Source organism: Muricoccus radiodurans, assembly GCF_050154705.1.
Classification (GTDB): domain Bacteria; phylum Pseudomonadota; class Alphaproteobacteria; order Acetobacterales; family Acetobacteraceae; genus Roseomonas; species Roseomonas radiodurans.
Genome location: NZ_CP189561.1, coordinates 3,029,112 through 3,054,443 on the forward strand (window position 1 = coordinate 3,029,112; position 25,332 = coordinate 3,054,443).

The window sequence follows — 25,332 nt, forward strand, 5'->3', positions numbered from 1 at the left end:
AACACTGGCCTTCGCCCGTTGGGCTTGCGGTGCAGCGACAGGACCATCGGGCCGGGAGTGTTGTTCGCTCGGGCCGCGAAAGCGGCCAGGCCGCTTGGGGCCGAGCCTGCCGGACTGTTCAGGTGGCGCGTCCTCATCAGCGAATGGCGCCGACCGGGCTGTCACAAGGCACATGGCTGGAGTTTCGGCATGGCAGTCGCTCTAAAGGAGTGAACCGGGGGAGCGTTCTCCCCAGCCTTGCCTGACTGGAGCCCCGATGACGTCCCACGGCCGCGCCACTGCCCCCGTCCTCCTGATCCACGGCGGCGCCGGCGTGCCCGCCCCCGCCGACCTGCCGCCGGAATGGGCCGCCGAGGCCCGCGCCGGGCTGGACGCCGCCCTTCGCGCCGGCCATGCCGTCCTGGCGGAGGGCGGCAGCGCGCTGGACGCGGTGGAGATCGCGGTGCGGGCGATGGAGGACGCGCCGGTCTTCAACGCCGGCGTCGGCGGCACCCTGACCACCGCCGGCCATGTGGAACACGATGCCTGCATCATGGACGGCCGCGACCGCCGGGCCGGTGCCGTCACCGGCACGCGCCGCGTGCGCAGCCCGATCCGCCTCGCCCGCCTGGTGATGGAGGAGGGCCGCAACGTCCTGCTCGCCGGGGAGGGCGCGGAAGCCTTCGCCCGGGAGTCCGGCCTGGAGCCGGTGGACCCGGCGATCTTCGTCACCCCGCGCCGGCAGGAGGCGCTGCGGAAGATGCTCCGCGGCACCGAGGCGCTGGACGAGGCCGACCGGCACGGCACGGTCGGTGCCGTGGCGCTGGACCGGCAAGGCCACCTCGCCGCCGCCACCTCGACCGGCGGCCGCACGGGCAAGCGGCCCGGCCGGATCGGCGATTCCCCGATCCCCGGCGCCGGCACCTGGGCGCAGGACGGGCTGGTCGCCGCCTCCGGCACCGGCTCCGGCGAGCACTTCCTTCGCTCCGCGCTCTGCCACCGGATCGCCGACCTCGTCGAACTCGCCGGCCTGCCGCTGCATGAAGCGTCGGACCGGGCCCTGGCCGAGATGGCAGCCCTCGGCGGCAGCGGCGGCGTCATCGCCCTCGGCGCGTCCGGTGCCTGGGCGATGCCGTACGACACGCCGGGCATGTATCGCGGGCTCGTGGACGCCACGGGCGAGCGGCGGGTCGCGATCCACGCCTGAGGGGGCGGGCCCGTCTCAGCCGTTTCGTGGATCAGTCACGGACAGGTGTTGCGCCGCGGCCCGATCCGCCCACGCCCTGGCATCCCCTTCGCGGCGCGGACGCGCTAGGGCTTTCGGAACATGCGAGCCGGTTCATTCGAGGCCCCTTCCCGCGAGGCGGCCGAGGCGCTCTGCGCCCAGGAGCTGATCCACATTCCCGGCGCCATCCAGCCGCACGGGGTTCTGCTGGCCGCCGATCCGGCCCATGGCCTCTCGCTGGTCGCAGCGAGCGATAACGTCTGCCTGCTGTCCGGGGAGGCCCCGCCGGCGAACACCCTCATCGGGCGGAGCGTGGCGGAGATCCTCGGTCCGGCCTTCGCGGCCGAGCTGGAACGACAGATCGCGTGCGGCGGGATGGGCGGGGAGACCCCCTGGGAGACGGCGCTCCGTCTGCCGGGGCAGGAGGCTCCCTTCGAGGCGGCCTGCCACGTCCAGGGTGGGCTCGTGCTGATCGAGCTGGAGCCCATCGCCCCGCATGACGAGGCGGAGGCGTTGACCAGCGCGCGGTCCCTCCAGCGCGCCATCGCCTCGCTCCGCGCCGCCGGCGGGGACATGGCGGCGCTCGCCCGCGCCACCGTCGCGGGCATCCGCCGCCTGACCGGCTACGAGCGCGTCCTGATCTACCGCTTCGACGCCGACTGGCACGGCCAGGCGATCGCGGAGGACAAGGTCGCGGACTGGGAGCAGTCGCTGGAGGGGCTGCACTTCCCGGCCTCCGACATCCCGCCCCAGGCGCGCGACCTCTATCGCCGCAGCCTCATCCGCTGGGTCCCCTCGCGCGATGCGGCCCCGGTGCCGCTGCACAGCGATCCGACGGCGGGGCCCACGCCGGGGCGGCCGGTGGACCTGTCCTTCGCGCGGCTGCGCGCGCTGTCCCCCATCCACATGCAGTACCACCGCAACATGGGCGTGGACGGGTCCATGTCGCTCTCGATCCTGCATGAGGGCCGGCTCTGGGGGCTCGTGGTCTGCCACCACCGCCGGCCGCACCGCCCCTCCGCCGGCCAGCGCGCGGCCGCCTCGGCCCTCACCGAGGCCTTCGCCCTGCGCGTCGGCCCCGCGGAGCACGGCGGCGCCGAAGCGGCGCGCCGCGCGGATGCGGAGCGCCTGTCGGCCCTGCTGGCGCACATGGCGGAGGCGGAGGACGTGACCGCGGCGCTGACAGCCGGCTCCGTCACCATCGCCGGGCTGTTCGACTGCACCGGCGCCGCGATCCTGCGCGCGGGCGCGGTGGAGCGGCTGGGCGATGCCCCGCCGGCCGAGGACATCCGGGCGCTGGCGGCCTGGCTGCACGACCAGCCCGCGCCGGAGGGCGTGTTCCACACCGACCAGCTTCCCGCCGCCTTTCCCGGCTGGGCCCCGCAAGCGGCATCGGCCAGCGGCGTGCTGGCCGCCTTCGTCTCCGCCGATCGGACCGACATGCTCCTCTGGTTCCGGCCGGAGGAGCCGACCCTCGTCACCTGGGGTGGGAATCCGGAGAAGCCGCTGACGGAGGACGGCGCCGCCGTGATGCCCCGCCTCTCCTTCGAGCGGTGGGTGGAGGAGCGGCTCGGCCACTCCCGCCCCTGGCAGCCCTGGGAGCTGGAGATCGCGACGACGCTGCGCCACGCGATCACCGAGGTGATCGTCCGCAGCCTGACCCGCATCGCCGAGCTGAACGAGCGGCTGCGCCAGGCGCAGAAGATGGAGGCGGTGGGCCAGCTCACGGGCGGCATCGCGCACGACTTCAACAACCTGCTCGCGGGTATCGTCGGCAGCCTGGAGCTCATGCGCAGCCGCGTGGCGCAGGGGCGCGTCAGCGAGATCGACCGCTATCTCGGCGCTGCCATGACCTCGGCGAACCGGGCCGCGGCGCTGACGCACCGCCTGCTCGCCTTCTCCCGACGGCAGACGCTCGATCCGCGGCCGACCGACGTGAACCGCCTTGTCACCTCGATGGAGGAGCTGATCCGCCGCACCGTCGGTCCCGCGATCCACGTGGAGACGGTGATGTCGGGCGGGCTCTGGACGACGCTCTGCGACGCGAACCAGCTCGAGAACGCGCTGCTCAACCTCTCGATCAACGCGCGCGACGCGATGCCCGATGGCGGCCGGCTGACGATCGAGGCGACGAACGCGCGGCTGGACGACGTCTATGCCAGCCGCCACCACGGCGTGGCGCCGGGCCAGTATGTCGCGATCTCCGTCACCGACACGGGGGCGGGGATGCCGCCCGACGTCGCGGCCCGCGCCTTCGATCCTTTCTTCACGACGAAGCCGATCGGCCAGGGCACGGGCCTCGGCCTCTCCATGGTGTACGGCTTCGCCAAGCAGTCCGGCGGCTACGCCCGCATCTACTCCGAGCCCGACCAGGGCACGACCCTGCGCCTCTACCTGCCCCGCTACGCCGGCGAGGCGCCGGCGGAGGAGGAGAGCGTGCCCGACATGCCCGATCCCGCCGAGCATGACGGCGGCTCCGTCCTGGTGGTGGACGACGAGCCCGTCGTGCGGATGCTGGTCGGCGAGGTGCTGCGGGACCTCGGCTACGGCGTGCTGGAGGCGAGCGACGGCCCCGCCGGGCTGCGCATCCTCGAATCCCACCAGCGGGTGGACCTGCTGATCAGCGATGTCGGCCTGCCCGGTGGGCTGAACGGCCGGCAGCTGGCCGACGCGGCGCGGGTGACGCGGCCCGGGCTGAAAATCCTCTTCATCACCGGCTATGCGGAGAATGCCGCGCTTGGCCACGGCCAGTTGGAGCCGGGGATGCAGGTCATCACCAAGCCCTTCGCCATGGACGTGCTGGCCGCGAAGATCCGGGCCATGACGGCTTGACCCCGATCCGCGAGCGCCTGCGCGATGCCACCCGCCCGGAGCATGACCGCCTGGAGGCCGGCCTCGGCCTGATGGACGCGAGTCTGACGCGGGCCGCCTATCGGGACATCCTCGCCCGCTTCTACGGGTTCCGCGCGGGATGGGAGCCGCGCGCGGGCGCGCTGCTGGAGGACGAGGCCTTCTTCGGCCCGCGCCGCCGGCTGCCCCTGCTGCACGCCGACCTGCTGGCCCTGGGGCTGACGGAGGGCGCGATCGCCACCCTGCCGGCCTGCCCGCCGCCCGCGCTGGAGGATGCCGCGGCCGCTCTTGGTTCCCTCTACGTGATGGAGGGCTCCACGCTCGGTGGCCGCGTGATCGCGCGCCATCTCGCGGCGCGGCTCGGCATCGGTGCCGGCGATGGTGTCGCCTACTTCACCGGTGCCGGCGCGGACACGGGGCGCCTGTGGGCCGGCTTCCTCTCCCGGCTGGAGGCGGCGCCGGAGCGCGACGTGCCCGCGATCCTGGACGGCGCCCGGGCCACCTTCGTGCGACTGGAGGCCTGGCTGCTGGGTGAGCGTCCCAGGCCCGGCCCGCAGCCGAGGGGTGGGGCGGCGGATATCTCCAGCGGGCCGATCACCGTTCCCACGCCCTGAGCCGCATGCCGCAGCGGCATTTCAGACAATCTGAAGGGCGGACTTCCAGGGCATCCAACCAGGCCGGGAGAAAGTCAGGGATCGAGAATGAGAGGCCGGCTCGCTTGCAGCGTAGCGGCACAGAAGCGGCCGAAGCTGAATAGAATCGCCTCAGCCTCGCTCATTCCGAATGAAAAATAAGACAAGTTCGGCTTATGCTATGCAGGCCGCATCACGATCCCCCATTCGATTCAACCGAATGACGGAAAGTGGGAAGATCGGCGAGTCCGGTTCAGCCGGTTCCGTCCCGATCGGAACGGAGCCGGCGTATTTCGTCAGACCCGGAACTCGTCCCGGTTCCGGCCCTGGGCTTCCATCGCGGAGAGCCATTTCGGCATCCGCCCACGCCCGCTCCATTCCGCGCCGCCGGGGCCGCGATACTTCGGGGGCACCGTGCCGCCGGCATCCTTACGCTGCCGGCGACCGCCGGAGGCTGCGGCAGCGCTACCCGGCACCAGCGCTTCCAGCGGCAGGCCGAGCTCCGCGGCGCGGTTGCGGAATTCTTCCACCAGCGCGGCCTTTGCCTCGGTCTGCTTCTCCTGAAGCTTTGCCTCCGCCGACTTGATCAGCGTGTTCAGTTCCTGGGCGGACATGGAATCGAGATCCACCGCGCCGCGTGCCTTCTCAGCCATCTCGTTTATTTCTCCATTCTGCGGGCGAGTGCCGATGCCGCTCCGGGGAGCCGAAAGTTGTTTCGCAATCAACCCAAAAAGGCTCCATGCCGGTGCATTAAGAATCGGGTGCGCCCGCGCGCGAGGAAGAATAATCCCATCCGCGCCCTTTTCAAGCGGGATGGATTATATCCTGCGAAACCGGAGTCCGGCGCAGCGGATTAAGGAATCCGCATCGTCATGCCGCCGAAGGGAAATAACCTTCCCAGCCGGTTTTCCATCACCGCGAAAAGCACCGGCTCTCCCGGCCCCCGCGGCAGGAGGCGCCCCGCCTCGTCCGCGGGATAGCGCGTGAGCGTCACCGCATCCGCCACGTTGCCGCCGACCGCCTCCACCACGCCGGGCGCGGTCCGCAGCACGATGTCGCAGTGCATGGGGCGGAAGCGGCCCGCCTCCGCCAGCCGGTCCCGCCACGTCCCGAGCGGCGTGCGGGAGCGGTCGGCACAGACGAGATCGCCGGGTGCCGGCGCGTGCTCCGACAGGTCGCGCGGCAGGAAGGGGGCCCGGTCCGGGAAGTCCCGCGCGTCCCGCAGGATCGCGTCGAGGTAGAAGGAATGCGCGGCGGAGGGCGTGAATTCCCGCGTGTCCACCCCGGCCGACCGCATCACGTAGGAGACGAACGCGGCCGACCAGGCCGGCTCGGACCACACGCCCGCGGCGGTGCCCGGCGCGGCCGCCCAGAGCGCCCGGTTGCGGGCGACCGCCGCCTCCGCCTCGCCCTCCGGCACGGCGCGCCAGTAGGCCAGCACGCGGGGGAAGGCGTCCACGGCCCCCTCCGCGCCCGCGGGCGGCCGCGGCAGGCCGGGGCCGAGGGTGATCCGGCCCCATTCCACCCATTCCGCCTCCGCGATCCGGAGGATGCGGTCCCGCACGACCGGGGGATAGGCGATCGGCGCCTCCCGCACCGGGGCCGGCGGCGCGGTCGCGCAGCCCGCCAGCAGGACGAGGCCGAGGGCCGCGAGAAGACCCCTCACGCTGCGGCGGCGCTCACGGACAGCGCGGCCGCGTCGGGCGAGAGCACGGCCAGGAGCGTCGCGGCCTGGCTGAGCGCGTCGCCCGCATCGATACCGGGGCGGGCCGCCACCTCCAGCCCATCCCCGCGGGGCAGCAGCCGGGCGGACAGGACCTCGAGGAGCCGGTCCGCGAGGCCCTCGGCCGCCTCGACCTCGTCGGGCTCGAGCGGGGCGAGGGCGGCGGCGCGGGCGCCGCGCATCAGCATGGCCAGGGGGCGCGTGGGGACCTCCGCCCAGCCGGCCGAGGGAACCTCCCGCAGCGCCGCCGCCAGCGCCTCCGTCATGCGGGGCGCCGGCCGCGCGATGGCGACGCGGGCGAGGGCCAGGAGGCGCGCGCCCCTCGCCAGCGGCCCGTCGCCGGGCGATGCGGCGAGCAGCCGCTCGGCCAGCCGGTCCAGCCGCGTCCCGTCCGTGGCCCGGCCGGTGGCGCGCAGCAGCGCCTCGGCCGCGACGGTGGCAAGGGCCAGGTCGAGCGGCGCCGCCGTCTCGGGCAGCGCGTCGAGTTGACGCTCGAGCCAGGCCTGCCAGCGCCCGCGTCGCTCCGGCGGGGGCGGGGCGGCCCAGGCGGGGGAGAGCAGCACGGCCGCGGCGACGGCGGCGAGGGCGGGGCCCGTGCCGGTCGCGACGCCGGGGTCCCGCATCTCCCCCAGCGCGGACTGGAAGACGGCGGCCGCGCGGTCCAGCGCCGCCGGCCAGGGCCCGCGCGAGAGGACGCGGTCCTCCCGCACGGTCACGGTGCCGCCGGCGGGCACGGCCCCGATCCGGTGACGGATCACCAGCCAGTGGGGCAGCCCGTCCCGGGCCTGGAGTCGGGCGCTGTGAACGCCGGCCGTCGCGCGCGGGCGCAGGTGGATGCCGAGCGCGCCCTCCTCCGCTTCCGGCACTGGTGCCCAGAGGTGAAGCGTGTCGAGCGGTCCCTCCGCCAGGGTCGAGAGACCGTCCCAGTCCTTCCTCTGCACCTCCGGGGGGTTGCCGTCCCGGGCCACCGCGACGGCCCGCATCGGCGGCGAGAGAAGGGAGAGGTCGTCCAGCGCCGTGGACACCCGCGCGTCCCGCAGCGCGAGGCCCGGCGCGGCGCGAAGCGTGACGGAGAGGCGCAGCACGGGATCGGCCGGTCCCACGCGGTACTCGTAGCGGATCGTGCCGGCCGCGACGGTCCAGCCGAGCCCGGGGATCGGCCGCAGGCGCAGCGCGCTCTCGTGGAACATCAGGACGCCCTCGCCCTCCCGCTCCACCCCGGCGGCGGTGATCGCCGCCTCCACGTCGAGGCTGCCGGGCCGAAGGCCAAGGCGCGCGGGCAGGGCCGCCGGGCCGAAGCCGCCGGGCCGCAGGCGGACGAGATTGCCGGTGTGGCGGACCTCCTGCCCCTCCCCTTCCCCGCGCAGGGCCTGGCGCAGCACGCCGGCGAAGAGGTCCCCGGTGAAGACGTGCCAGGGCGTGGTGACGAGCAGGTCGCGCGGGTCGTGGCGGCCGATCTCCACCCGGTTGGCGATCGAATCGGGCACGGCGCCCCGCTCCCCCGGCCCGGCGGCCAGGACGAGGTTCAGCGCGGCATCGGCCAGGGCGGGCTCCGCGTCGTGCAGGGCGGGGATGGCCAGCACCTCGGCCGCCACCGCGTTGTCGAGCACGAGGATCGGGGCCCCGGCCTCCTCGGTGTGGGCGAGTCCGGGCAGCGTCCGGCCGCCGAGCGAGGTCCGCCGCAGCAGGCGCCTGAGGAAGGCGAGCAGCCGGTCGCGCTCCTGGGTGTGCACCAAGTCCATGTCTGTCCGCTTGCTGCCGGTCCTGTTGCGGGGAGGCCAGTCTCTCACGCTTTGCCGCGCTGCGGCAGGCCGCGCGCGCAACTCCCCCCGGGGTCTGGGGCGGCCTATGCTGCCCGCATGTCCGACGATCCCGGCGGCCGCCACTTCTTCCGGTCCGAAACCTTCGCCCGTGCCCCGCGGGCCGCGCGCGCGGCGCCCCGCACCGCCACCGTGCGGGAGGCGGCGCGGGAGATCCCCGTGCATGCGGAGTGCGACGTGCTGGTGGTCGGCGGCGGCCCCGCCGGCACGGCCGCCGCCATCGCCGCCGCCCGGCGCGGCGCCCGCACGATCCTGGTCGAGCGGTACAACCACCTCGGCGGGCTCTCGACCGGCGGGCTCGTCATCTGGATCGACCGGATGACGGACTGGGACGGGAACCTTGTCATTCGCGGCTTCGCGGAGGAGCTGCTGGACCGCCTGCCGAAGGACGCGGTCGCCGGCCCGCCCCGGGCGGCCTGGGGATCGCGGGATGCGGCCTCGGCAGCGTGGTGGGGGCTGCGAACGGCGGCCTTCCACGGGGTCGTCACCCACTCCCCGACCTGCGACCCGGAATGGCTGAAACACGCCTCCCTGGAGATGGCGCTGGAGGCAGGCGTGACGCCCCTGTTCCACGCCTGGGGCGCCGAGCCCGTGATGCGGGACGGTGCCGTGGCTGGCGCGATCTTCGAGAGCAAGGCGGGCCGCCGCGCGATCCTGGCGCGCGTGACGGTGGACGCGACCGGCGACGGCGACCTGCTGGCCCGCGCGGGCTGCGCGCACGAGACGGCGGTGGACGAGCGGGACATCCACGGCTCCATCAACACGTCCTGGACCTTCGGCGGCGTGGACATGCCCGCCTATCTCCGCTGGCGCGCCGAGCGGCCCGAGGAGTTCTCCGAGTTCCTCCGCATCGGACGGGAGGCGACGGGCAGCTTCGACAAGGCGTTCGTGTCCTGGCGGGACGACGTGGCGCTGTTCATGGGCCCGCGCCTCGCCGGCTACTCGGCGGTGGATGTCGAGGACCTGACGGAGGTGGAGATCCGCTCCCACCGGCTGATGGTGGCGCATCTCGAGCTCTATCGCCGCCACGCGCCGGGGTTCTCGGGCGCCTTCCTGATGCTCTCCGCACCGCAGATCGGCGTGCGCCACGCGCGCCGGCTGCGCGGGGCGGAGGCGGTGACGCGCGCGGACTGGGACGGACGGGCGCGGGCCGACGAGATTGGCGTCTCGCCCAGCCTCTCGCCGAAATTCCCGAACCTGTCGGTTCCCTACGCCGCCCTCGTGCCGGACCGGGTGGACGGGCTGCTCTGCCCCGGGCGGCACCTGTCCTGCGATACCACCAGCCACTCCTTCCTGCGGGAGATCCCGCAGTGCTGGCTGACCGGGCAGGCCGCCGGCGTGGCCGCTGCCATCGCGGCGGATGCGGGCGTCGCGCCGCGCGCGGTGGACATCCGCGCGCTGCAATCCGGCCTGGCGGCGCAGGGCGTCTTCCTGCGCCCGCTTCCCGTTCCGGCCTGACCGCGTTGGCAGGCCGCCGACCGGTGCTGACATCCCGGCTCCGAGGGCCGCGGGCGGATCATCGCTCCCGCAGGCGCACCGTGAGACGATTGCCGCCGCCCTCGCGCGCGTCATGGCGAAGCTCGTCCGCCATCTGCCGCACCAGCATCAGGCCGAGCCCGCCCGGCTCCGCCTCTTCCAGACGGGTCGGTCGTTCGGGCAGGGCGGCGGACACCGGATTGAAAAGGCGTGCCCGGTCCTCGATCAACAGGGTGATCCCCTCCGCGTCCTGCGCGAGGGCGATGTCCACGGGGTGGGGGCCGGGCGTGTCGTGGCCGTGGTTGCCGACGTTCAGCACCACCTCCTCCACGACCAGCGCCACCCGGTTCAGCATCGGGACGGAGGCGCCGAGCGCCGTCAGATGCGCTGCGATCCGTGCCTGCGCCTCGGCCAGCCCATCCAGCCCCGTCCGGGCGGACAGGCTGAGCACGGGGTCAGGCGGCAAGGAGCGAGCGGGCCGCCGTCTCATCGGCCACGACGGGGATGAGGGTGTCGAGGGCGACCGTCTCGAACACCTCCCGCGGCTGGGGCCCGGCGCCGACGATGACCACCCGCTTGCCCCGGCGCTGCGCCACCCGCGCCGCCGAGAGCAGCAGCCGGATGCCGAGCGAGGCGACGAAGGGCACCGCCGAGAGGTCGAGGATGACGTGCTTCTCCGCGCCGCTGACCGTCGCGGTGAAGGGCAGCTCGATCAGCGCGGCGCCGCTCGCGTCCAGCCGGCCCTCCAGCGCGATGCGGAGCGTGTCGGTGTCGGTCTCGGTCAGGTCGAAGCGCATGGTCGGTCCCCGCGGGCGCGCGGACCATGCTGGGGCGGAAACGCTGGGACAATCGGCCGCCATCCCATCTTCACGGAACTGAAACACACCGCCGCACCCCTGAGAGGGGCTCAGGCGGGAGCGCGCACCCAGGCGAGGATATGCGTGCCGACGAGGCAGGTCTCCCCCGCCCCGTTCACCACCTCCACCCGCGAGCGGGTGCGGCCGCGGGCGTCGTCCACCTCCTCGATCACGTAGCGGGCAGTCAGCGCGTCGCCGGCGAAGACCGGCCGCGTGAACCGGATGCGATCATAGCCGGCTGAGACGGGCGTTCCCGGGCTCCCGCGCTCCACCGAGCGGCGGGACATCATGGAGGCGGTGGTGGAGAGCAGCCCCATCACCAGCGCCCCGTGCGCGATGATCCGCCCGAAGGCCGTGCGCGAAGCGAACGCCGCGTCCACATGGACGGGATCATGGTCCCCGCTGAGCTCCGCGAAGGCGGCGATATCGGCGGCGGAGAGCGTGCGGCCGAACTCCGCGCGCTCTCCGACCGAGAGGAAGGTCGGGCAGCCCGTCATTCCGCCGCCTGCGCAGGGGCGAAGCGGTCCAGCGCCGGGCGCGCCGGCCGTCCCGGCAGCCGGGAGGCCAGGCCCATCGGCCCTTCGGCGAAGAGGGCCTCGTCCATCCGTCGCAGGTTCGGGGAGACGCGCGGGCGGAAGGCCATCGCCGCGATCACGTCATTCTCCAGGTCGGCGCCGGGGGCGATCTCGATCAGCTCCGGCCCGCCCCCATCCAGGCGGAACACCGCGCGCTCCGTCACATAGAGCACGCGCTGCCCGCGCTCCCCCGCGTAGCGGCCAGAGAAGGTGATCTGCTCGACCTGCTGCACGGCCTTCGGCGCACCGCCGGCCGTCAGCGTGCCGCCGAAGATGCAGGTGCCGGCGCCCTGGCTGATGTTGATGAAGCCGCCCGGCCCCACGATCCGCCCACCGAAGCGGGAGACGTTCACGTTCCCCTCCGCGTCGAACTCCGCGAAGGAGAGGAAGGCGAGGTCCAGCCCGCCGCCGTCGTAGAAGTCGAACTGGTAGGGCTGGTCGATCTGCGCGTCCGGGCTCATGGCCGCGCCCGCCTCGTTGCCGCTGGCCGGGGCGCCGCCGATGTTGCCCTGCTCGTTGGTCAGGCAGATGCGGCGGAGCACGCCCTCCTCCGCCGCCACGTTCGCGATGCCCGTGGAGATGCCGGAGCCGAGGTTGCAGATCGCGCCCTCGAACAGCTCCAGCGCACCGCGCCGCGCCACCACGCGCCGTGGGCCGGCCGGCAGGCGCGGGATGTCCTCCAGCGCGACGCGCACGTGCCCGGAATAGGCGGGGCTGTCCTGGGTCTCGTAGGTCTGCCACTGATCCGGGTCCACCACGACGGCGTCCACCAGGATGCCCGGCACCTTCACCATCTTCGGGTGGATGGAGCCGCGCGGCACGATCGACTTCACCTGCGCCACGACGATCGCGCCGCAGCGCCGCGCGGCCTGGGCGATGCTCAGCATCTCCAGCGTGACGGCCTCGTGCTCCATCGAGATGTTGCCGTCCTCGTCCGCGGCCGAGCCGCGCACGAAGGCGACGTTCACGTCGTAGGGCTTGTAGAAAAGATATTCCTCCCCCCGGAACTGCACGACCTCGATCAGGTCCTCGGTCGCGCGCTGGCTCTGCCGCGCGCCGCCGATCCGAGGGTCCACGAAGGTGTGCAGGCCGGTCTTCGTGAGCAGGCCCGGCCGTCCCGCCGCCATCTCCCGCATGAGCTGCGACATGGCGCCCTGCGGCATGGTGTAGGCCTCGATCTCCTCGTCCAGCGCCAGCCGCGCGATGCCCGGCGAGTTCACGAAGGTGCCGGACGCGACGCGCTTCAGCAGCCCCTTCTGCGCCAGGTGCCCGGCGCCGCGCGTCTTGCCGTCGCCGAGGCCCACCGGGTGCACGGCAGTAATCCCGCGCGGCGCGCCGGTCGTGCGGAACCGCTCCCCCACCGCGGCCAGCAGCGCGTCCGGCACGGCATGGCCGCCGCCGGAGCCGCCGATCAGCAGCGTGTCCCCGTCCTTCAGCAGCGCGGCGGCCTGGGCGGCGGTGATTTGCTTCATGCTTGGACGCTCTCGGAGAAGGAAAAGGCCGGGGGAAGGGATCCCCCCGGCCCCCCCTCTATCTTTGTCAGGCTGCCGCGGCACGATGCAGAACTGTTCCGCGGCAGCCTGATAAAAGAAGGAGGGGGCTCGGGGGGCGAAGGCACTGCCTGCGCCGCTACCCCGACCTTCCTGGTGGTGCGAAGGCCCCGGGGAAATGACAGGCCACGCGCCGCCCGCTCTCGACCTCCGCCAGGGGCGGCGGTTCCTCGCAGCGCGGCTGGGCCACGGGGCAGCGTGCCCGGAACACGCAGCCCGTCGGCAGCTTCAGCGTCGAGGGCGGCTCCCCGCCCAGCACGATCCGCTCCCGCCCCGGCTCCGGCACGGCGCTCGTCAGCGCGACGGTGTAGGGATGCAGCGGCCGGGCGAAGAGGGCGATCGCCGGCCCTTCCTCCACCACGCGGCCCAGATACATCACGGCCACGCGGTCGCAGAAGGCACGCACCACGGCGAGGTCGTGCGCGATGAAGAGGTAGGAGAGGCCGAGCCGCTGCCGCAGGTCCAGCATCAGGTTCAGCACCTGCGCTTGCACGTTCACGTCGAGCGCCGAGACCGGCTCGTCCGCCACCACCAGCGCCGGGTCCAGCGCCAGGGCGCGGGCGATCGAGACGCGCTGCCGCTGCCCGCCGGAGAATTCGTGGGGGAAGCGCGCGGCCCATTCCGGCTTCAGCCCCACCGTCGCCATCAGGTCCAGCACGCGGCGGTCGGCCTCGGCCCGGCTCGCGGCGCGGCCATGCTCCATCAACGGCTCTGCGAGGATGTCGCGCACGCGCATGCGCGGGTTCAGGGAGGCGTAGGGGTCCTGGAAGACCATCTGCAGGCGCGGGCGCAGCGGCCGCATCTCGGCGGCGCTGGCGTGGGTAATGTCCCGCCCCTCGAACCGGACGGTGCCGGCGGTCGGCTCGTGCAGGCGCGTCACCAGCCGCGCGAGGGTGGACTTGCCGCAGCCGCTCTCCCCCACGATGCCGAGGCTCTCGCCGCGGGCTAGGCGCAGGTCCACGCCGTTCACCGCGTGCACCACGGCGCGCGGGCCGAAGAAGCCGTTCCGGGCGCCGGGGAAGTGCTTCACCAGCCCCGTCGCCTCCAGCAGCGGGCTCGTGTCCTCGGACAGCTCGCGCTTGGCGGCCTCCGCGGCGACCGGCGGCGGAGGCAGGGGGCGGCCATCCGCGGTCACCCAGCAGCGGGCGCGGCGGCCCGGCGCCACCTCCATCAGCGGCGGGTGCTCCTGCCCGCAGCGGGAGATGGAGAAGGGACAGCGCGCGAGGAAGCGGCAGGCCTTGGGCGGGTTCAGCGCATCCGGTGGGGCGCCCTCGATGCTGACCAGCCGCGCGCCTGGCGGGCTGTCCAGCCGCGGCACCGCATTCACCAACGCCCAGGAATAGGGGTGGCGCGGGTCGGTGAGGACGGCCGTTGTCTCGGCCTCCTCCACCACCTCTCCGGCGTACATCACGGCCACGCGGCGGCAGACCGTGCCGATCACGCCGAGGTCGTGCGAGATGAGGATGATCGCCGTGCCGAATTCGGCGTTCAGGTTGCGCAGCAGGTCCAGGATCTGCGCCTGGATCGTCACGTCGAGCGCCGTCGTCGGCTCATCGGCGATGAGCAGCACCGGGTCGTTCGCGACGCCGATGGACAGCATCACGCGCTGCCGCATCCCGCCGGAGAACTGGTGCGGAAAGGAGGCAGCCGCGCGCTCCGGCGCCGCGACGCCCATGCGCCGCAGCAGCTCCACCGCCCGCACCTTCGCCTTCGCGGGCGTCTGGCGGCCGTGCGAGATCATGTGCTCCGACACCTGGCGCAGGATGCGGATCACCGGGTTGAGGCCGGCCATCGGGTCCTGGAACACCATGGACGCCCGGTCGCCGCGCCAGGCACGAAGCTCGGAGCCGCGCATCTTCAGCACGTCCTGCCCCTGGAAGCGGATGGCGCCGCCGACGATTCGCGCCGGCTCCTCCAGCAGGCGCAGCAGGGACAGGGCGGTGACGCTCTTGCCCGATCCGCTCTCCCCGACGATCCCCAGCGTTTCGCCCGGTCCGACGGAGAAGGACACCCCGTCCACCGCCCGCACCGGGCCGGCATCGGTCAGGAACACGGTGCGGAGGTCCTCCACCTCCAGCACCGGCGTCGTGGTGCGGGACACGTCCTCCCGCGTCGGCAGCGAACCGTCCATCAGCGGGGAGCCTTCATCGGGAACGGGCCTTGGGATCGAGCCAGTCGCGCAGCCCGTCGCCGCAGAAGTTGAAGCCGACGACGACCGTCAGGATGGCGAGGCCGGGGAAGGCGGCGACCCACCACTGCTCCACCAGTTCGCGCCCCTCTGCCACCATGGACCCCCATTCCGGCGTGGGCGGCACCACGCCTAGGCCGAGGAAGGAGAGGCCCGCGAAGGTCAGGATCGCGTTGCCGAGGTCGAGCGTGACGAGAACGGCCAGCGGTCCCATCGTGTTCGGCAGGATATGGCGCGCCAGGATGCGGCGGGGCTTCAGGCCCAGCACCGTCGCCGCCTCCACGTATTCCTGGCTGCGCTGCACCAGCGCCAGGGCACGGCCGAGGCGCGCGAATTTCGGCCACCACACCACCAGCATCGCGAGGATCGTGTTGGTGGTCCCGATCCCCAGCGCCGCCGCGATGGCCAGCGCCAGGATGATCGGCGGGAAGCAGAGGACGAGATCGGTCAGGCGCATCAGCGCCTCATCCACCCAGCCGCGCGCCCAGGCCGCGACGATGCCGACCGTGGTGCCGATGGCGGCGCCGAGCAGCACGACCGTGAAGCCCGCCAGCAGGGACAGCCGCGCGCCGTGCAGCAGGCGGGAGAAGACGTCCCGCCCCAGCACGTCCGTCCCCAGCCAGTGGGCGGCTGAGGGCGCCTGCAGCCGGTTCACCACATCCTGCGCATCCGGCGGATAGGGAGAGATCCAGGGCGCGAGGATCGCGACCAGGATCCAGGCGATCACGATCGCCCCGCCCGCCCAGGCCGGCCCGTAGCGCCGCAGGCGCCGCCGCCAGCGCGGCCGCGGCTTCGGCATGATGACGGCGGCCGGGAGGGTGCCCGGTGGGATCGCCGCCGGCGGGATGGCGCCCGCGCTCACCGGCGCACCCGCGGGTCAAGGGCGGCGTAGGAGAGATCCACCAGGAGGTTCACCAGCAGGTAGGTGGCGGAGACCACGAGCGTGATCCCCATGATCGCCGGGAAGTCGAGCGCCGCCGCGGAGCGGAAGGTGTAGCGCCCCAGCCCCGGCCAGGCGAAGACCGTCTCCGTCATCACCGCCCCCGCCAGCAGGTTGGCGTAGGCCAGGCCGCCCAGCGTCACCACCGGCACAAGCGCGTTCGGCAGGGCGTGGCGCAGCACGATCACCCGCTCCTTCAGCCCTTTGGCGCGGGACACGCGGACGTAATCCTGTCCGAGGCTGTCCAGCATCGCCGCGCGGGTGGTGCGGGTGATCAGCCCGACCGTCGCCGCCGCCAGCACGATGGAGGGCAGAACGAGATGCGCTGCGGCATCCCAGAAGCTCTCCCAGTCCCGGGCCACCAGCGTGTCGATCAGGAAGAGGCCGGTCGGGCCCTCCGGGGGGAAGGCGATGGGGTCCATCCGTCCGGGTCCCGGCGCCCATTCCAGGCCGCCGTAGAAGATCGCCAGCATGATGAAGGCCAGCCAGAAGGTCGGTGCCGAGACCCCCAGCAGGGAGATGGCACGGGCCGCCGAATCCACCGGCGTGTCCCGCCACACCGCCGCCGCGATCCCCAGCGGGATGCCGATCCCCAGCGCCAGCAGGAAGGAGACGGTCGCCAGCTCCACCGTGGCGGGGGCGTACTGGACGATGTCCTCCAGCACCGGGCGGCGCGTGGCGATGGAGATGCCGAGGTCGCCGTGCACCAGCCCGTTCAGGAAGATGCCGTAGCGTTCCCACAGGGGCAGATCGAGGCCCCACTTGGCCCGCCATTCCGCCACCGTGGCCGGATTGCTGGCGGCGATGTCGCCGAGCTGCGCCAGCACCGGATCGCCCGGCACCAGCGCGGAGATGAGGAACACGACCAGACTCGCGAGCACCGCCATGGCGACAGCCGCAAGCAGTCGCGTGGCGATGTAACGCGGCACGCGGACGAACCCCCTGTGTTGCATCCATCCTGCGCCTGTCCGACACAGGCGATCAAGACGAGGGGGAAAACGGCATGGACGGGGATGTTCGGCTGGAGGTCGCGGACGGGGTGGCGGAACTGGTCCTGGACCGGCCGGCCAAGCACAACGCCGTCACCCCCACCATGGCCAAGCGCCTGCTCGACCATGCCCGCGCCCTGGATTCGGACGATGCGGTCCGCGCCGTTCTCGTCCGCGGGGAGGGCGAGCGGGCCTTCTGCGCCGGCAGCGACCTGAACGCCCTAGCCGCCTATCCTTCCGCCTGGCACTTCCGGAACAGGATCGAGTACGCCACGGCAGTCCGGAACATCCGCAAGCCGGTGGTCGCGGCGCTGCAGGGCTGGACCCTTGGCGGCGGGGCGGAGACGGCGCTCTCCGCCGACCTGCGAGTGGGGTCGGAAACGATGCGCCTGGGCTTCCCGGAGGTGCAGCGGGGATGGGTGGGCGGAGGCGGCGCCTCACAGCTCCTGCCCCGGCTGATCGGCCAGGGGAAGGCGGCGCGCCTGCTGATGCTGGGCGACCCGATCGACGCGGCGGAGGCGCTGCGCCTGGGCATCGTGGAGGAGGTCGTGCCCCAGGCCGCCCTGCTGGACCGCGCGCGGGAGATCGCGCGCAAGCTGGCCGGGCTGAGCCCCGTCGCGGTCCAGTCCGTGAAGGCGGCGATGCGGATGGCGCTGGAGGCACCGCTCTCGGCCGGGCTGGTCTATGAGAACGAGATGAACGTGCTCTGCTTCTCCGCCGGCGACCACCTGGAGGGCATTCGCGCCTTCAACGAGAAGCGTCCCGCGGAGTTCAGCCGATGAAGGTCTTCCTCTCCCACGGCACCGACACCTTCCCCGGCTATTTCGGCAACCGCGCCCTGGCCGAGTTGCAGAAGCACGCGGAGGTCGTCCGCAACCCCACCGACCGCGACCTGCGGGACGAGGAGCTGGCCGAGGCCGCGCGGGGATGCCAGGCCATCATCGCCTATCGCGGCTCCCCCGGCACGGCGGCGACCTTCGCCAACACGCCGGATCTCGTCGCCTTCCACCGCTGCGCCGTGGACATCAGCACGGTGGACGTTGCCGCTGCCTCGGCGCAGGGCATCCTCGTCACCCGCGCCACGCCGGGCTTCGTGCAATCGGTCGCCGAGCTCGGCATCGGCATGATCGTGGACCTGGCTCGCGGCATGACCCGCTCCGCCGAAGCCTATCACCGCGGCGAGATCCCCCTGCCCCGCGCCGGCAAGCAGCTGGACGCCTCCACCCTCGGCCTCGTCGGCTACGGCCGTATCGCCCGCCGTCTGGCCGAGATCGCCCGCGCCATCGGCATGCGCGTCCTCGTCCACGATCCCCACGCCACGCCCGAGGCCCCCGGCATCACCGCCGCCCCGCTCGAGGGGGTGCTGTCCGGCGCCGACTTCGTTGTCTGCCTCGCGATCTCCAATCCGGAGACGGCCAACCTGATGAACGCGCGGGCCTTCGCCGCCATGCGGGAAGGGGCCTACTTCATCAATCTCTCCCGCGGCGAGCTCGTGGACGAGGCGGCGCTGGAGGCCGCGCTCGAATCGGGCCATCTCGCCGGCGCGGCCATGGATGTGGGCCGCGCGCCGGACCAGATGCCCTCCCCCCGCCTCGCGGCGCGGCCCGACGTGATCGCCACGCCCCACCTCGCAGGCCTGACGCCCGAGGCGGCGGAGCACCAGGCGATGGACACCGTGCGTCAGGTGGCGGCGTTGGCGGCAGGAAAGCTGCCGGAGGGCGCGGTGAACGCCGAGGCGGCGCATCGGCTGCGGCGCCTCGGGATCGGCTGATCCTTCGACACCGGGCCGCGGCGCGGAAGCGGCGCCGCTCCCCGGATCTCAGGCCACCTGCAGCAGCGCCGCCACGGCCGGGGGTGGCCGCAGGTGCGGGAAGTCGCCGCGCGCGAGGTAGTCCCGCTCCGCCGGGGTGGAGTCCCGCCCCAGGATCGCGTTGCGGTGGGGGAAGTGGCCGTACCGGCGGATGACGTCCAAGTATTCCCGCACGCGCTCGTCCGAACCCTCGTAGAGCGGGCGGAGATGCGCGGGCGCGTCCTGGCGGATGATGGCGCAGAGGGCCAGCATGCGCTCCATGCGCGCCACGTGGTCCGCTCCCTCGGCATGGACGAGAGGCATGAGGAGGAAGGTGCGCTCCCAGGGATGGGCCAGCACGTCGAAGTCGCCGTTGCGCAGGCCTTCTTCCGCCAGTTCCAGAGCCCTGGCGTCGCCGGCATAGGCGGCCGGCACCGGGCCGGCGAGACCGCGGGTGAACTGATCCAGGACGATGATGAGGGAGAGCCGTCCCCAAGCCGTTCCGGCCCAGCCGTCCAGCCGGCCGGTCAGCGCGTCCTTCACCAGCGGCTCGAAGGGCGGGAGCGCGGCGTTGGCGCCGCCGCCGAACCACCAGCCGAACATTCGCGCGTGGGCCTGGATCCCCGCCGTCTCCAACCCCGGTGGGAACCAGAAATCCAGCACCGCCTGCGGGTCCATGCGCTTGGTCATCCGTCCTGATCCTTCATCCGGGCCGAGACCCGATGCGCAGGACGGTAGGATCAGGCCGGCCGGCAGGATGTCCCGCGGGGAACCGGCCATGCGGTGGGGCCGGGATGCGCCCGGCCCCACCAGTTGGTCAGGCGAGCGTCACCTTGCCCGTGTCGAGCTGCCATCCGGCGGCCGTCAGCGGGAAGTCCTTCACCGTATTGCGGACCGCGATCTGGTAGATCGGCTGGAACAGGACGAAGTGGTTCGCCTGGTCCACCGCCTTCCGCTGCCACTCCACCCAGAGCTCGGCGGCCTTGGCCAGGTCCTGCTCCTCCGCGGCGCGCTTGGTCAGGTCCGTCATCTCCTGCGGCACGTCCCAGCCCACGCGGCGCGCCACGCGCTCCACCACCGCGCTCGCCCAGAGGTCGTTGGAGACGGCCGGCGGGTTCCAGAAGGTCAGCAGCCCGCCCTGCATCCGGCCGGTGGTGTAGACGGTGCGCAGGTTCACCTGATCCATCGGGTTCAGCCGCACGCGGATGCCGACGCGCCCGAGGTCCGCCTGCAGCTTCTGCCCCAGCACCTGGTAGGAGATGCCCGCGACCGCCGCCTGGCCATAGGCGATCTCCATCTCGAACCCGTCCGGCACGCCGGCGGCCTGGAGGAGCTGGCGGGCCCGGTTCAGGTCCTGGCGGAAGCCGATCTCGCGCGCGATGGCCTCCGTGCTGCCATTCACGCCGATGGGCAGGAAGTGCGCGGGCCGCAGCGCGGTCCCGCCCAGCAGGCTGCCGAGGATGCCGTCATAGTCGATGGCGTAGCCGATCGCGTGCCGCGCCTCCTTCTTCGCCAGCACCGGGTTGGCGGCGGGGTTCTGCGTCAGCGCCATGTAGACGTGGTCGAGGCTGGGCAGCCGGTCCACGCGCACATTCGCATCGCCCCGCAGCGTCGCGATCTGCTCGGGGATGAGGTTGAAGGCCGCGTGCACGTCGCCCCGCCGCACCGCCAGGAGCTGCGCCGCGCTGTCGGACAGGTGCCGGATCACCACCCGCTCGAAGGCCGGCGCCCCGCGCCAGTGGTTGGGGTTGCGCTGGAGCAGGATCTGCCCGTTCCGCTCCCACCGCGTCAGGCGGTAGGGGCCGGTGCCGGCGGAGTTGCCGTTCAGCCACTCCGTCGCCTTGTCCGAATCCTTCGCATCCGCCGCGTCCGTGCCGCCGTGCTGGCGCAGCACCGCCTTCTCCATGATGGCGCAGCCCGGGTTGCACAGGATGGACAGGACCGGCGCATTCGGAGAGTTGAGGACGAAGTCGACGGTGTTCGCGTCCACGATCTCCACGCGGTCCAGCGCCTTCAGGTACTGCTGCGTCTGCTCCTTCATGTTGAGCAGGCGGTCGAAGGTGAACTTCACGTCCTCCGCCGTCATCGTCGCGCCGGAGGCGAACTTCACGCCCTGCCGCAGGGTGAAGCGCCAGCCATTGCCGTCCGGCGTGCGCGCCCAGGCGGTGGCGAGGGAGGGCTTGGGATTGACGAGGTCGTTCGGCTCCAGCGTGAGCAGCGAATCGTAGCAGGCGGCCAGGGTCAGCGGCGGCGTGTACTGCGCCTGCCGCACGGGATCGAAGGTGATGGTATCGCTGATGTCGATGCCGATCACCAGCGTGTCGCGCCGCCCCTGCGCCAGCGCCTTCCCGCCCGGCAGCATCGGAAGCAGCGCCGCGGAGGCACCGAGAAGCCGCGCGAGATCGCGGCGGGAGAGGGACATCACGGTCATGGACTTTTCCCTGAAGCCGTCCGACCTTCGCGCCGGATCGCTGGGGCCGGACGATAGGTCGCCGCCGCATCCCTTGGGAAGTGGTCAGGGAGGAAGGGCGGAATGCCTGTCGGGGTGGGCCTCATCGGCCTGGGGATGGCCATCGCGCCGCACATGCTAGGCCTGCGGGAGCTGGAGGCCGCCGGCCGGGTGCGGATCATCGGCGGCCACGCCCCCTCTGCCACGCGGCGGGACGCCTTCGCCGCCCGCTGGAACGCCCCCGCCTTCGCCGACCAGGCGGAGCTGCTGGCCCAGCCGGGCCTCGACCTCGTCCTCGTGCTCTCCCCACCCGGCACGCATCTGCCCGTGTCGCAGGCCGCCTTCGCCGCGGGAAAGCACGTGCTGGTCGAGAAGCCCATCGAGGTGACGGTCGCGCGCGGAGAGGCGCTGGCCGCGGCGGCCGAAGCCGCGGGGCGGCGCTGCGGCGTCGTCTTCCAGCACCGCTTCCGCCCCGCCGCGCTGCGGCTGAAGCAGGCGCTCGATTCCGGCGCGCTCGGCACGCCGCTCTCGGCCTCCGCCAGCATCCGCTGGTGGCGGGACGATGCCTATTTCGCCCAGGCCGGGCGTGGCACCATGGCGCGGGACGGCGGCGGCGTGCTGCTGACCCAGGCCATCCACACGCTGGACCTGCTGCTGCACTTGATGGGCCCGGTGCGGGACGCCACCGGCTTTGCGGTCACCTCCCCGCTGCGTCGGATCGACACGGAGGACATCGTGGCCGCGGCCCTGCGCTTCGAGAGCGGCGCGATCGGCGCGCTGGATGCCACGAGCGTCGCCCGCCCCGGCTTCCCCGAGCGGATCGAGATCGCCGGCACGAAGGGTTCGGCGGTGCTCGCCGCCCACCGCCTCGAACTGCACGGTGCCGACGGCGCACCGCCCGAGGTCTTCGGCCAGGAGGGCTCCGGCGGCGGCGGGTCCGATCCCATGGCCTTCGACCACGGCCCCCATCGCGCTGTCATGGCGGAGATGGTGGACGCGATCGAGGCCGGCCGCGAGCCGATGAACAGCGCCCGCTCCGCCCTGCCCGTGCAGCGGCTGATCGAGGCGATCCTGGCCGATTCGGCGCGCCGCGCATGAGCATCACCGGCCGCACCCGCCTGATGGCCATCGTGGGCGATCCCGTCGCGCCGCTGCGCTCCCCGGCCCTGTTCAACGCCGCTTTCGCGCGGCTGGGCCGGGACGCGGTCTTCATCGCCTTCGAGGTGCCGGCGGGCGAGCTCTCCGCCGCCTGGCCCGGCCTGACCGCCCTGCGCAACCTGGACGGGCTGGTGATCACCATGCCGCACAAGGAGGCGGTGATCCCCCTGCTCGACGCGTTGGGCCCGACGGCCGCGCGCACCGGGACCGTGAACACCGTCCGCCGCCGGGCCGAGGGCGGCTGGGAGGGCGAGATGTTCGACGGCGAGGGCTTCCGGGACGGGCTGGAGCGCGCGGGACACGCGGTTCGTGGGGCGCGGATCCTGCAGGTGGGATGCGGCGCTGCCGGTCGCGCCATCGCCCATGCCCTGGCCCGCGCCGGGGCCGCACGCCTCACCTTGCACGATGCCGCTCCCGGCCGCGCCGCCATCCTGGCCGCGTCGCTCGAATACCCCGGCCTTTCTGCGGCAGCCGGCGACCCCGACCTCCGGGGCCACGACATCGTCGTGAACGCCACGCCGCTGGGGTTGCGGGAGGGCGACCCGATGCCCTTCGACCCCGCGGGCCTGCGCCCGTCCCAGGTGGTGGCGGACGTCATCCCGAATCCGGAGGTGACGCCCCTGATCGCCGCCGCCCGCGCCGCGGGCTGCGCGACGGTCACGGGGCGCGCGATGCACGAGGGACAGGCGCGGCTGGCCGCGGCCTATCTCGGAATCGAAGGGTGGGAGACGCCGGGGGTTTGAGCCCGCTCAGACCCGCCGGTGCACCATCATGTCGTTCTCGCCCTTCTGCACCGTCTCCCCGCGCCCGTTCCGCAGGTCGAACTCCACGGTGACGATGCCGCGCTCCGGCCGGCGCGTCGGGCGCTTGGAGATCACGCGGATGGTCGCGGCGATGCGGTCCCCGGCCAGGATCGGCGCCGTGAAGGTCCAGCGCCAGTTCATCGAGACGATGGCCGCCAGCCGCACCCGCGCGCGGTTCTTCAGCCCGTCCGCCAGCGCCAGGCCGAGCAGCCCGTGCGCCACCTTCCCCGGAAAGCCGAGGGAGCGCGCGTAGTCGTCATCCACGTGCAGGTCGTAGAAGTCGCCGGACAGACCGGCGAAGGCGAGGATGTGCGCCTCCGTCACGGTGATGCCGCCGGTCTCCCAGCTCAGGCCTTCCTCGATGTCGTCGTAGTGCAGCCAGTCGTCATGGACCTCGGCCATCACAGGCGTCCCACATGCAGGCCGCCATCCACGTGGAAGGCATCGCCGGTGCTGAAGGGCAGGTCGCCGCCGGCCAGCGCGGCGATGGTGCGGCCGACATCCTCCGGCTCGCCCCAGCGGCGGATGGGGGAGAGGCCGGCGGCGATCCGCTCGTCGTAGCGGGCGGCGACGGGCGCGGTCATGTCCGTGCGGATGACGCCGGGACGGATCTCGTGCACGGCGATCCCCTCCTCCGCCAGCCGCAGGGCGAAGACCCGCGCCACCATGGAGACGGCGGACTTGGAGGCCGCGTATTCCCCCCGCTCCGGCGAGGCGAGGGTCGCGTTGGCGGAGGAGACGAAGACGATGCTGCGCGCCCCCCGGCGCGGCGCCCCGTCCGCGACCATCCGCCGCGCCACCGCCTGCGAGAGGAAGAAGCCTGCGCGGACATTTACGTTGAAGGCGCGGTCCCAGGACTCCGGCGTCACCTCCAGCAGGTCGCCGCGGCGCATCGCGCCGACGCCGGCGTTGTTCACCAGGCACTCGAGCCCGCCGAAGGCGTTCCAGGCGGAATCCAGCAGCGCCGCATGGCCGTCCAGCGCCGCGACATCGGCGGCCTGGAAGGCGAAGCGGCCGCCGGCCGCCTCGACGGCGGCGGCGGTCTCCGCCGCGCCGTCGTCGCTGATGTCAGTCCCCACGATGTCGAAGCCGCGTGCCGCGAGCGCGGCGCAGGTGGCTCGCCCGATGCCGCGCCGTGCCCCGGTGACGAGGGCCGCCGGACGCGCGCTCATGCCAGCAGCGTCCGCGCCATGATCATCCGCTGCACCTGATTCGTCCCCTCATAGATCTGCGTGATCTTGGCATCGCGGAACAGCCGCTCCACCCGCACGCCGCGGATGTAGCCAGAGCCGCCATGGATCTGTACCGCATCCGCCGTCCGCGCCACCGCGGCATCGGAGGCGAAGCACTTCGCCATGCTCGCCTCCAGCGTCGCGCGGCCGCCGGAATCCAGGATGCGGGCGGCGTGGTGCACCATCAGCCGCGCGGCGTGCGCGTCCTTCGCCATGTCGGCGATCATCCACTGCACCGCCTGGAAATCGGCGATCGCCTGCCCGAACTGCCTGCGCTGCTTCGCGTAGGCGATGCTGTCCTCCAGCGCCGCGGCCAGGATGCCGACCGCCAGCGCCGCGATGCCGATGCGGCCCTTGTCCAGTACGGACATCATCATGTGGAAGCCGCGTCCCTCCGGGCCCAGCATCGCGTCGGCCGGCAGCCGCACGCCCTCGAAGCGCAGCCCGCCTACCGGGGAGGCGCGCTGGCCCATCTTATGCTCCTTGCGGTCCCGCGTGACGCCGGGGCGGTCAAGGTCCACCAGCAGGATGGACATGCCGCGATGCCCCGCCGCCGGATCGGTGCGGCAGAGCACGGCCGCGAAATCCGCCACCGGCGCGTTGTGGATCCAGAGCTTCGCGCCATCCAGCACCCAGCCCTCGCCGTCCCGCCGCGCGGTGGTCTTCAGCCCGGCCAGGTCCGATCCCGCCTCGGCCTCCGTCAGCGCATAGGCGCAGCGCCGCTCGGCCCGCAGCAGCGGGCGGAGATAGGCGTCCTGCTGCGCCGGCGTGCCGTGCTGGGACAGGAGGGTCCCCAGCAACTCCACCAGTCCCACCTGATCGGCGACGGAGGCGTAGCCGCGCGAAATCTCCTCCATGACTAGGGCGTAAGCCAAGGCGTCGCCCCCGGCCCCGCCGAGCGGCTCCGGCACGGTGATCCCGAACAGACCGAGCGCCGCCAGTTCCCGGTACAGCTCCGCGGGGTACCGCTCCGTCTCGTCCAGCTCCGCCGCCAGCGGGGCGATCTCGCCCTCGGCGAAGCGGCGCGCGGCGTCGCGCAACGCCAGATGCGTCTCGGACAGGCCGGCCTCGGTCATCACGTCTCCCCACCGCCGGCG

General features: G+C 73.0%; 23 protein-coding genes. 8 read left to right on the forward strand and 15 right to left on the reverse strand.

Annotation, left to right across the window (positions count from 1 at the left end; all coding sequences use genetic code 11):
* Positions 1 to 256 precede the first annotated feature (256 nt).
* The 3 genes from ACP6CK_RS14625 (at position 257) to ACP6CK_RS14635 (ending at position 4,668) form a co-directional block, all read left to right on the forward strand.
* Positions 257 to 1,186, forward strand: coding sequence for an isoaspartyl peptidase/L-asparaginase family protein (locus ACP6CK_RS14625; protein ID WP_426959797.1), 930 nt, complete (start codon positions 257 to 259; stop codon positions 1,184 to 1,186).
* 120 nt (positions 1,187 to 1,306) lie between these two features.
* Positions 1,307 to 4,036, forward strand: a complete 2,730-nt coding sequence (locus tag ACP6CK_RS14630; protein ID WP_426959798.1) for an ATP-binding protein — start codon at positions 1,307 to 1,309, stop codon at positions 4,034 to 4,036.
* On the forward strand, positions 4,033 to 4,668 hold the full coding sequence (locus ACP6CK_RS14635) for a biliverdin-producing heme oxygenase (RefSeq protein WP_426959799.1): 636 nt from the start codon (positions 4,033 to 4,035) through the stop codon (positions 4,666 to 4,668). Before ACP6CK_RS14630 ends, ACP6CK_RS14635 begins: the two co-directional genes overlap by 4 nt.
* Before the next feature lie 314 nt (positions 4,669 to 4,982).
* Here the strand turns inward: ACP6CK_RS14635 and ACP6CK_RS14640 are convergent, their stop codons facing one another.
* The 3 genes from ACP6CK_RS14640 to ACP6CK_RS14650 form a co-directional block, all read right to left on the reverse strand.
* The gene (locus ACP6CK_RS14640; protein ID WP_426959801.1) at positions 4,983 to 5,339 is read right to left on the reverse strand and encodes an H-NS family nucleoid-associated regulatory protein; all 357 of its coding nucleotides are present in this window, start codon (positions 5,337 to 5,339) and stop codon (positions 4,983 to 4,985) included.
* Positions 5,340 to 5,539: 200 nt separating this feature from the next.
* Complete coding sequence (locus ACP6CK_RS14645) at positions 5,540 to 6,352, reverse strand: DUF2272 domain-containing protein (RefSeq protein ID WP_426959802.1); 813 nt, start codon at positions 6,350 to 6,352, stop codon at positions 5,540 to 5,542.
* The gene (locus ACP6CK_RS14650) at positions 6,349 to 8,151 is read right to left on the reverse strand and encodes a hypothetical protein (RefSeq protein ID WP_426959803.1); all 1,803 of its coding nucleotides are present in this window, start codon (positions 8,149 to 8,151) and stop codon (positions 6,349 to 6,351) included. Before ACP6CK_RS14650 ends, ACP6CK_RS14645 begins: the two co-directional genes overlap by 4 nt.
* A gap of 117 nt (positions 8,152 to 8,268) precedes the next feature.
* Between ACP6CK_RS14650 and ACP6CK_RS14655 the strand changes: the two genes are divergently transcribed.
* Entirely contained in the window at positions 8,269 to 9,687 is a 1,419-nt protein-coding gene (locus ACP6CK_RS14655) for an FAD-dependent oxidoreductase (RefSeq protein ID WP_426959804.1), read from the forward strand.
* Positions 9,688 to 9,745: 58 nt separating this feature from the next.
* Here ACP6CK_RS14655 and ACP6CK_RS14660 read toward each other — a convergent pair whose 3' ends face one another.
* From ACP6CK_RS14660 to ACP6CK_RS14690, 7 genes are all read right to left on the reverse strand, one after another.
* Positions 9,746 to 10,171, reverse strand: a complete 426-nt coding sequence (locus ACP6CK_RS14660) for an ATP-binding protein (RefSeq protein WP_426959805.1) — start codon at positions 10,169 to 10,171, stop codon at positions 9,746 to 9,748.
* Entirely contained in the window at positions 10,161 to 10,502 is a 342-nt protein-coding gene (locus ACP6CK_RS14665; protein WP_426959806.1) for an STAS domain-containing protein, read from the reverse strand. The genes ACP6CK_RS14660 and ACP6CK_RS14665 overlap by 11 nt, the downstream gene beginning before the upstream one ends.
* A 110-nt stretch (positions 10,503 to 10,612) precedes the next feature.
* Positions 10,613 to 11,059, reverse strand: a complete 447-nt coding sequence (locus ACP6CK_RS14670; protein ID WP_426959807.1) for a MaoC family dehydratase — start codon at positions 11,057 to 11,059, stop codon at positions 10,613 to 10,615.
* Positions 11,056 to 12,609 carry an acyl CoA:acetate/3-ketoacid CoA transferase gene (locus ACP6CK_RS14675; protein WP_426959808.1) on the reverse strand — a complete coding sequence of 518 codons (1,554 nt, stop codon included), beginning with the start codon at positions 12,607 to 12,609 and terminating at the stop codon, positions 11,056 to 11,058. Before ACP6CK_RS14675 ends, ACP6CK_RS14670 begins: the two co-directional genes overlap by 4 nt.
* Positions 12,610 to 12,766: 157 nt before the next feature.
* Positions 12,767 to 14,818 (reverse strand): dipeptide ABC transporter ATP-binding protein, encoded by a 2,052-nt coding sequence (locus ACP6CK_RS14680; RefSeq protein WP_426959809.1) that lies wholly within the window; start codon positions 14,816 to 14,818, stop codon positions 12,767 to 12,769.
* A 13-nt stretch (positions 14,819 to 14,831) separates the two neighbouring features.
* Positions 14,832 to 15,737, reverse strand: coding sequence for an ABC transporter permease (locus tag ACP6CK_RS14685; protein WP_426959810.1), 906 nt, complete (start codon positions 15,735 to 15,737; stop codon positions 14,832 to 14,834).
* Entirely contained in the window at positions 15,734 to 16,768 is a 1,035-nt protein-coding gene (locus ACP6CK_RS14690; RefSeq protein ID WP_426959811.1) for an ABC transporter permease, read from the reverse strand. The genes ACP6CK_RS14685 and ACP6CK_RS14690 overlap by 4 nt, the downstream gene beginning before the upstream one ends.
* Positions 16,769 to 16,818: 50 nt before the next feature.
* Here ACP6CK_RS14690 and ACP6CK_RS14695 point away from each other — a divergent pair, with 50 nt between their 5' ends.
* Positions 16,819 to 17,586 carry an enoyl-CoA hydratase/isomerase family protein gene (locus ACP6CK_RS14695; protein WP_426959812.1) on the forward strand — a complete coding sequence of 256 codons (768 nt, stop codon included), beginning with the start codon at positions 16,819 to 16,821 and terminating at the stop codon, positions 17,584 to 17,586.
* Complete coding sequence (locus ACP6CK_RS14700) at positions 17,583 to 18,575, forward strand: hydroxyacid dehydrogenase (RefSeq protein WP_426959813.1); 993 nt, start codon at positions 17,583 to 17,585, stop codon at positions 18,573 to 18,575. The genes ACP6CK_RS14695 and ACP6CK_RS14700 overlap by 4 nt, the downstream gene beginning before the upstream one ends.
* 48 nt (positions 18,576 to 18,623) lie before the next feature.
* On the opposite strand, the gene ACP6CK_RS14705 is transcribed toward ACP6CK_RS14700, so the two are convergent.
* Both ACP6CK_RS14705 and ACP6CK_RS14710 read right to left on the reverse strand, forming a co-directional pair.
* Positions 18,624 to 19,283, reverse strand: a complete 660-nt coding sequence (locus ACP6CK_RS14705) for a DUF924 family protein (protein WP_426959814.1) — start codon at positions 19,281 to 19,283, stop codon at positions 18,624 to 18,626.
* 127 nt (positions 19,284 to 19,410) lie between these two features.
* On the reverse strand, positions 19,411 to 21,024 hold the full coding sequence (locus ACP6CK_RS14710) for an ABC transporter substrate-binding protein (protein ID WP_426959815.1): 1,614 nt from the start codon (positions 21,022 to 21,024) through the stop codon (positions 19,411 to 19,413).
* A 102-nt stretch (positions 21,025 to 21,126) separates the two neighbouring features.
* On the opposite strand from ACP6CK_RS14710, the gene ACP6CK_RS14715 reads away from it, so the two are divergent.
* Entirely contained in the window at positions 21,127 to 22,140 is a 1,014-nt protein-coding gene (locus tag ACP6CK_RS14715) for a Gfo/Idh/MocA family protein (RefSeq protein WP_426959816.1), read from the forward strand.
* Positions 22,137 to 22,943: a shikimate dehydrogenase family protein gene (locus tag ACP6CK_RS14720; RefSeq protein WP_426959817.1), complete on the forward strand. Its 807-nt coding sequence runs from the start codon at positions 22,137 to 22,139 to the stop codon at positions 22,941 to 22,943. The genes ACP6CK_RS14715 and ACP6CK_RS14720 overlap by 4 nt, the downstream gene beginning before the upstream one ends.
* Before the next feature lie 6 nt (positions 22,944 to 22,949).
* On the opposite strand, the gene ACP6CK_RS14725 is transcribed toward ACP6CK_RS14720, so the two are convergent.
* From ACP6CK_RS14725 to ACP6CK_RS14735, 3 genes are read right to left on the reverse strand one after another with little or no spacing between them, the layout of a single operon-like run.
* Positions 22,950 to 23,405: a MaoC family dehydratase gene (locus tag ACP6CK_RS14725; RefSeq protein ID WP_426959818.1), complete on the reverse strand. Its 456-nt coding sequence runs from the start codon at positions 23,403 to 23,405 to the stop codon at positions 22,950 to 22,952.
* The gene (locus tag ACP6CK_RS14730) at positions 23,405 to 24,175 is read right to left on the reverse strand and encodes a 3-ketoacyl-ACP reductase (RefSeq protein WP_426959819.1); all 771 of its coding nucleotides are present in this window, start codon (positions 24,173 to 24,175) and stop codon (positions 23,405 to 23,407) included. Before ACP6CK_RS14730 ends, ACP6CK_RS14725 begins: the two co-directional genes overlap by 1 nt.
* Positions 24,172 to 25,311 (reverse strand): acyl-CoA dehydrogenase family protein, encoded by a 1,140-nt coding sequence (locus ACP6CK_RS14735; protein ID WP_426959820.1) that lies wholly within the window; start codon positions 25,309 to 25,311, stop codon positions 24,172 to 24,174. The genes ACP6CK_RS14730 and ACP6CK_RS14735 overlap by 4 nt, the downstream gene beginning before the upstream one ends.
* Positions 25,312 to 25,332 lie beyond the last annotated feature (21 nt).

Excerpts from the sequence above, each read along its gene's own strand:
- ACP6CK_RS14625 (WP_426959797.1), top strand. The coding sequence starts at position 257 with ATGACGTCCCACGGCCGCGCCACTGCCCCCGTCCTCCTGATCCACGGC.
- ACP6CK_RS14735 (WP_426959820.1), bottom strand. The coding sequence starts at position 25,311 with ATGACCGAGGCCGGCCTGTCCGAGACGCATCTGGCGTTGCGCGACGCC.
- ACP6CK_RS14730 (WP_426959819.1), bottom strand. The coding sequence starts at position 24,175 with ATGAGCGCGCGTCCGGCGGCCCTCGTCACCGGGGCACGGCGCGGCATC.
- ACP6CK_RS14675 (WP_426959808.1), bottom strand. The coding sequence starts at position 12,609 with ATGAAGCAAATCACCGCCGCCCAGGCCGCCGCGCTGCTGAAGGACGGG.
- ACP6CK_RS14700 (WP_426959813.1), top strand. The coding sequence starts at position 17,583 with ATGAAGGTCTTCCTCTCCCACGGCACCGACACCTTCCCCGGCTATTTC.
- ACP6CK_RS14710 (WP_426959815.1), bottom strand. The coding sequence starts at position 21,024 with ATGACCGTGATGTCCCTCTCCCGCCGCGATCTCGCGCGGCTTCTCGGT.
- ACP6CK_RS14690 (WP_426959811.1), bottom strand. The coding sequence starts at position 16,768 with ATGCAACACAGGGGGTTCGTCCGCGTGCCGCGTTACATCGCCACGCGA.
- ACP6CK_RS14705 (WP_426959814.1), bottom strand. The coding sequence starts at position 19,283 with ATGACCAAGCGCATGGACCCGCAGGCGGTGCTGGATTTCTGGTTCCCA.
- ACP6CK_RS14720 (WP_426959817.1), top strand. The coding sequence starts at position 22,137 with ATGAGCATCACCGGCCGCACCCGCCTGATGGCCATCGTGGGCGATCCC.
- ACP6CK_RS14670 (WP_426959807.1), bottom strand. The coding sequence starts at position 11,059 with ATGACGGGCTGCCCGACCTTCCTCTCGGTCGGAGAGCGCGCGGAGTTC.
- ACP6CK_RS14630 (WP_426959798.1), top strand. The coding sequence starts at position 1,307 with ATGCGAGCCGGTTCATTCGAGGCCCCTTCCCGCGAGGCGGCCGAGGCG.
- ACP6CK_RS14725 (WP_426959818.1), bottom strand. The coding sequence starts at position 23,405 with ATGGCCGAGGTCCATGACGACTGGCTGCACTACGACGACATCGAGGAA.
- ACP6CK_RS14650 (WP_426959803.1), bottom strand. The coding sequence starts at position 8,151 with ATGGACTTGGTGCACACCCAGGAGCGCGACCGGCTGCTCGCCTTCCTC.
- ACP6CK_RS14715 (WP_426959816.1), top strand. The coding sequence starts at position 21,127 with ATGCCTGTCGGGGTGGGCCTCATCGGCCTGGGGATGGCCATCGCGCCG.
- ACP6CK_RS14640 (WP_426959801.1), bottom strand. The coding sequence starts at position 5,339 with ATGGCTGAGAAGGCACGCGGCGCGGTGGATCTCGATTCCATGTCCGCC.
- ACP6CK_RS14695 (WP_426959812.1), top strand. The coding sequence starts at position 16,819 with ATGGACGGGGATGTTCGGCTGGAGGTCGCGGACGGGGTGGCGGAACTG.
- ACP6CK_RS14680 (WP_426959809.1), bottom strand. The coding sequence starts at position 14,818 with ATGGACGGTTCGCTGCCGACGCGGGAGGACGTGTCCCGCACCACGACG.
- ACP6CK_RS14655 (WP_426959804.1), top strand. The coding sequence starts at position 8,269 with ATGTCCGACGATCCCGGCGGCCGCCACTTCTTCCGGTCCGAAACCTTC.
- ACP6CK_RS14665 (WP_426959806.1), bottom strand. The coding sequence starts at position 10,502 with ATGCGCTTCGACCTGACCGAGACCGACACCGACACGCTCCGCATCGCG.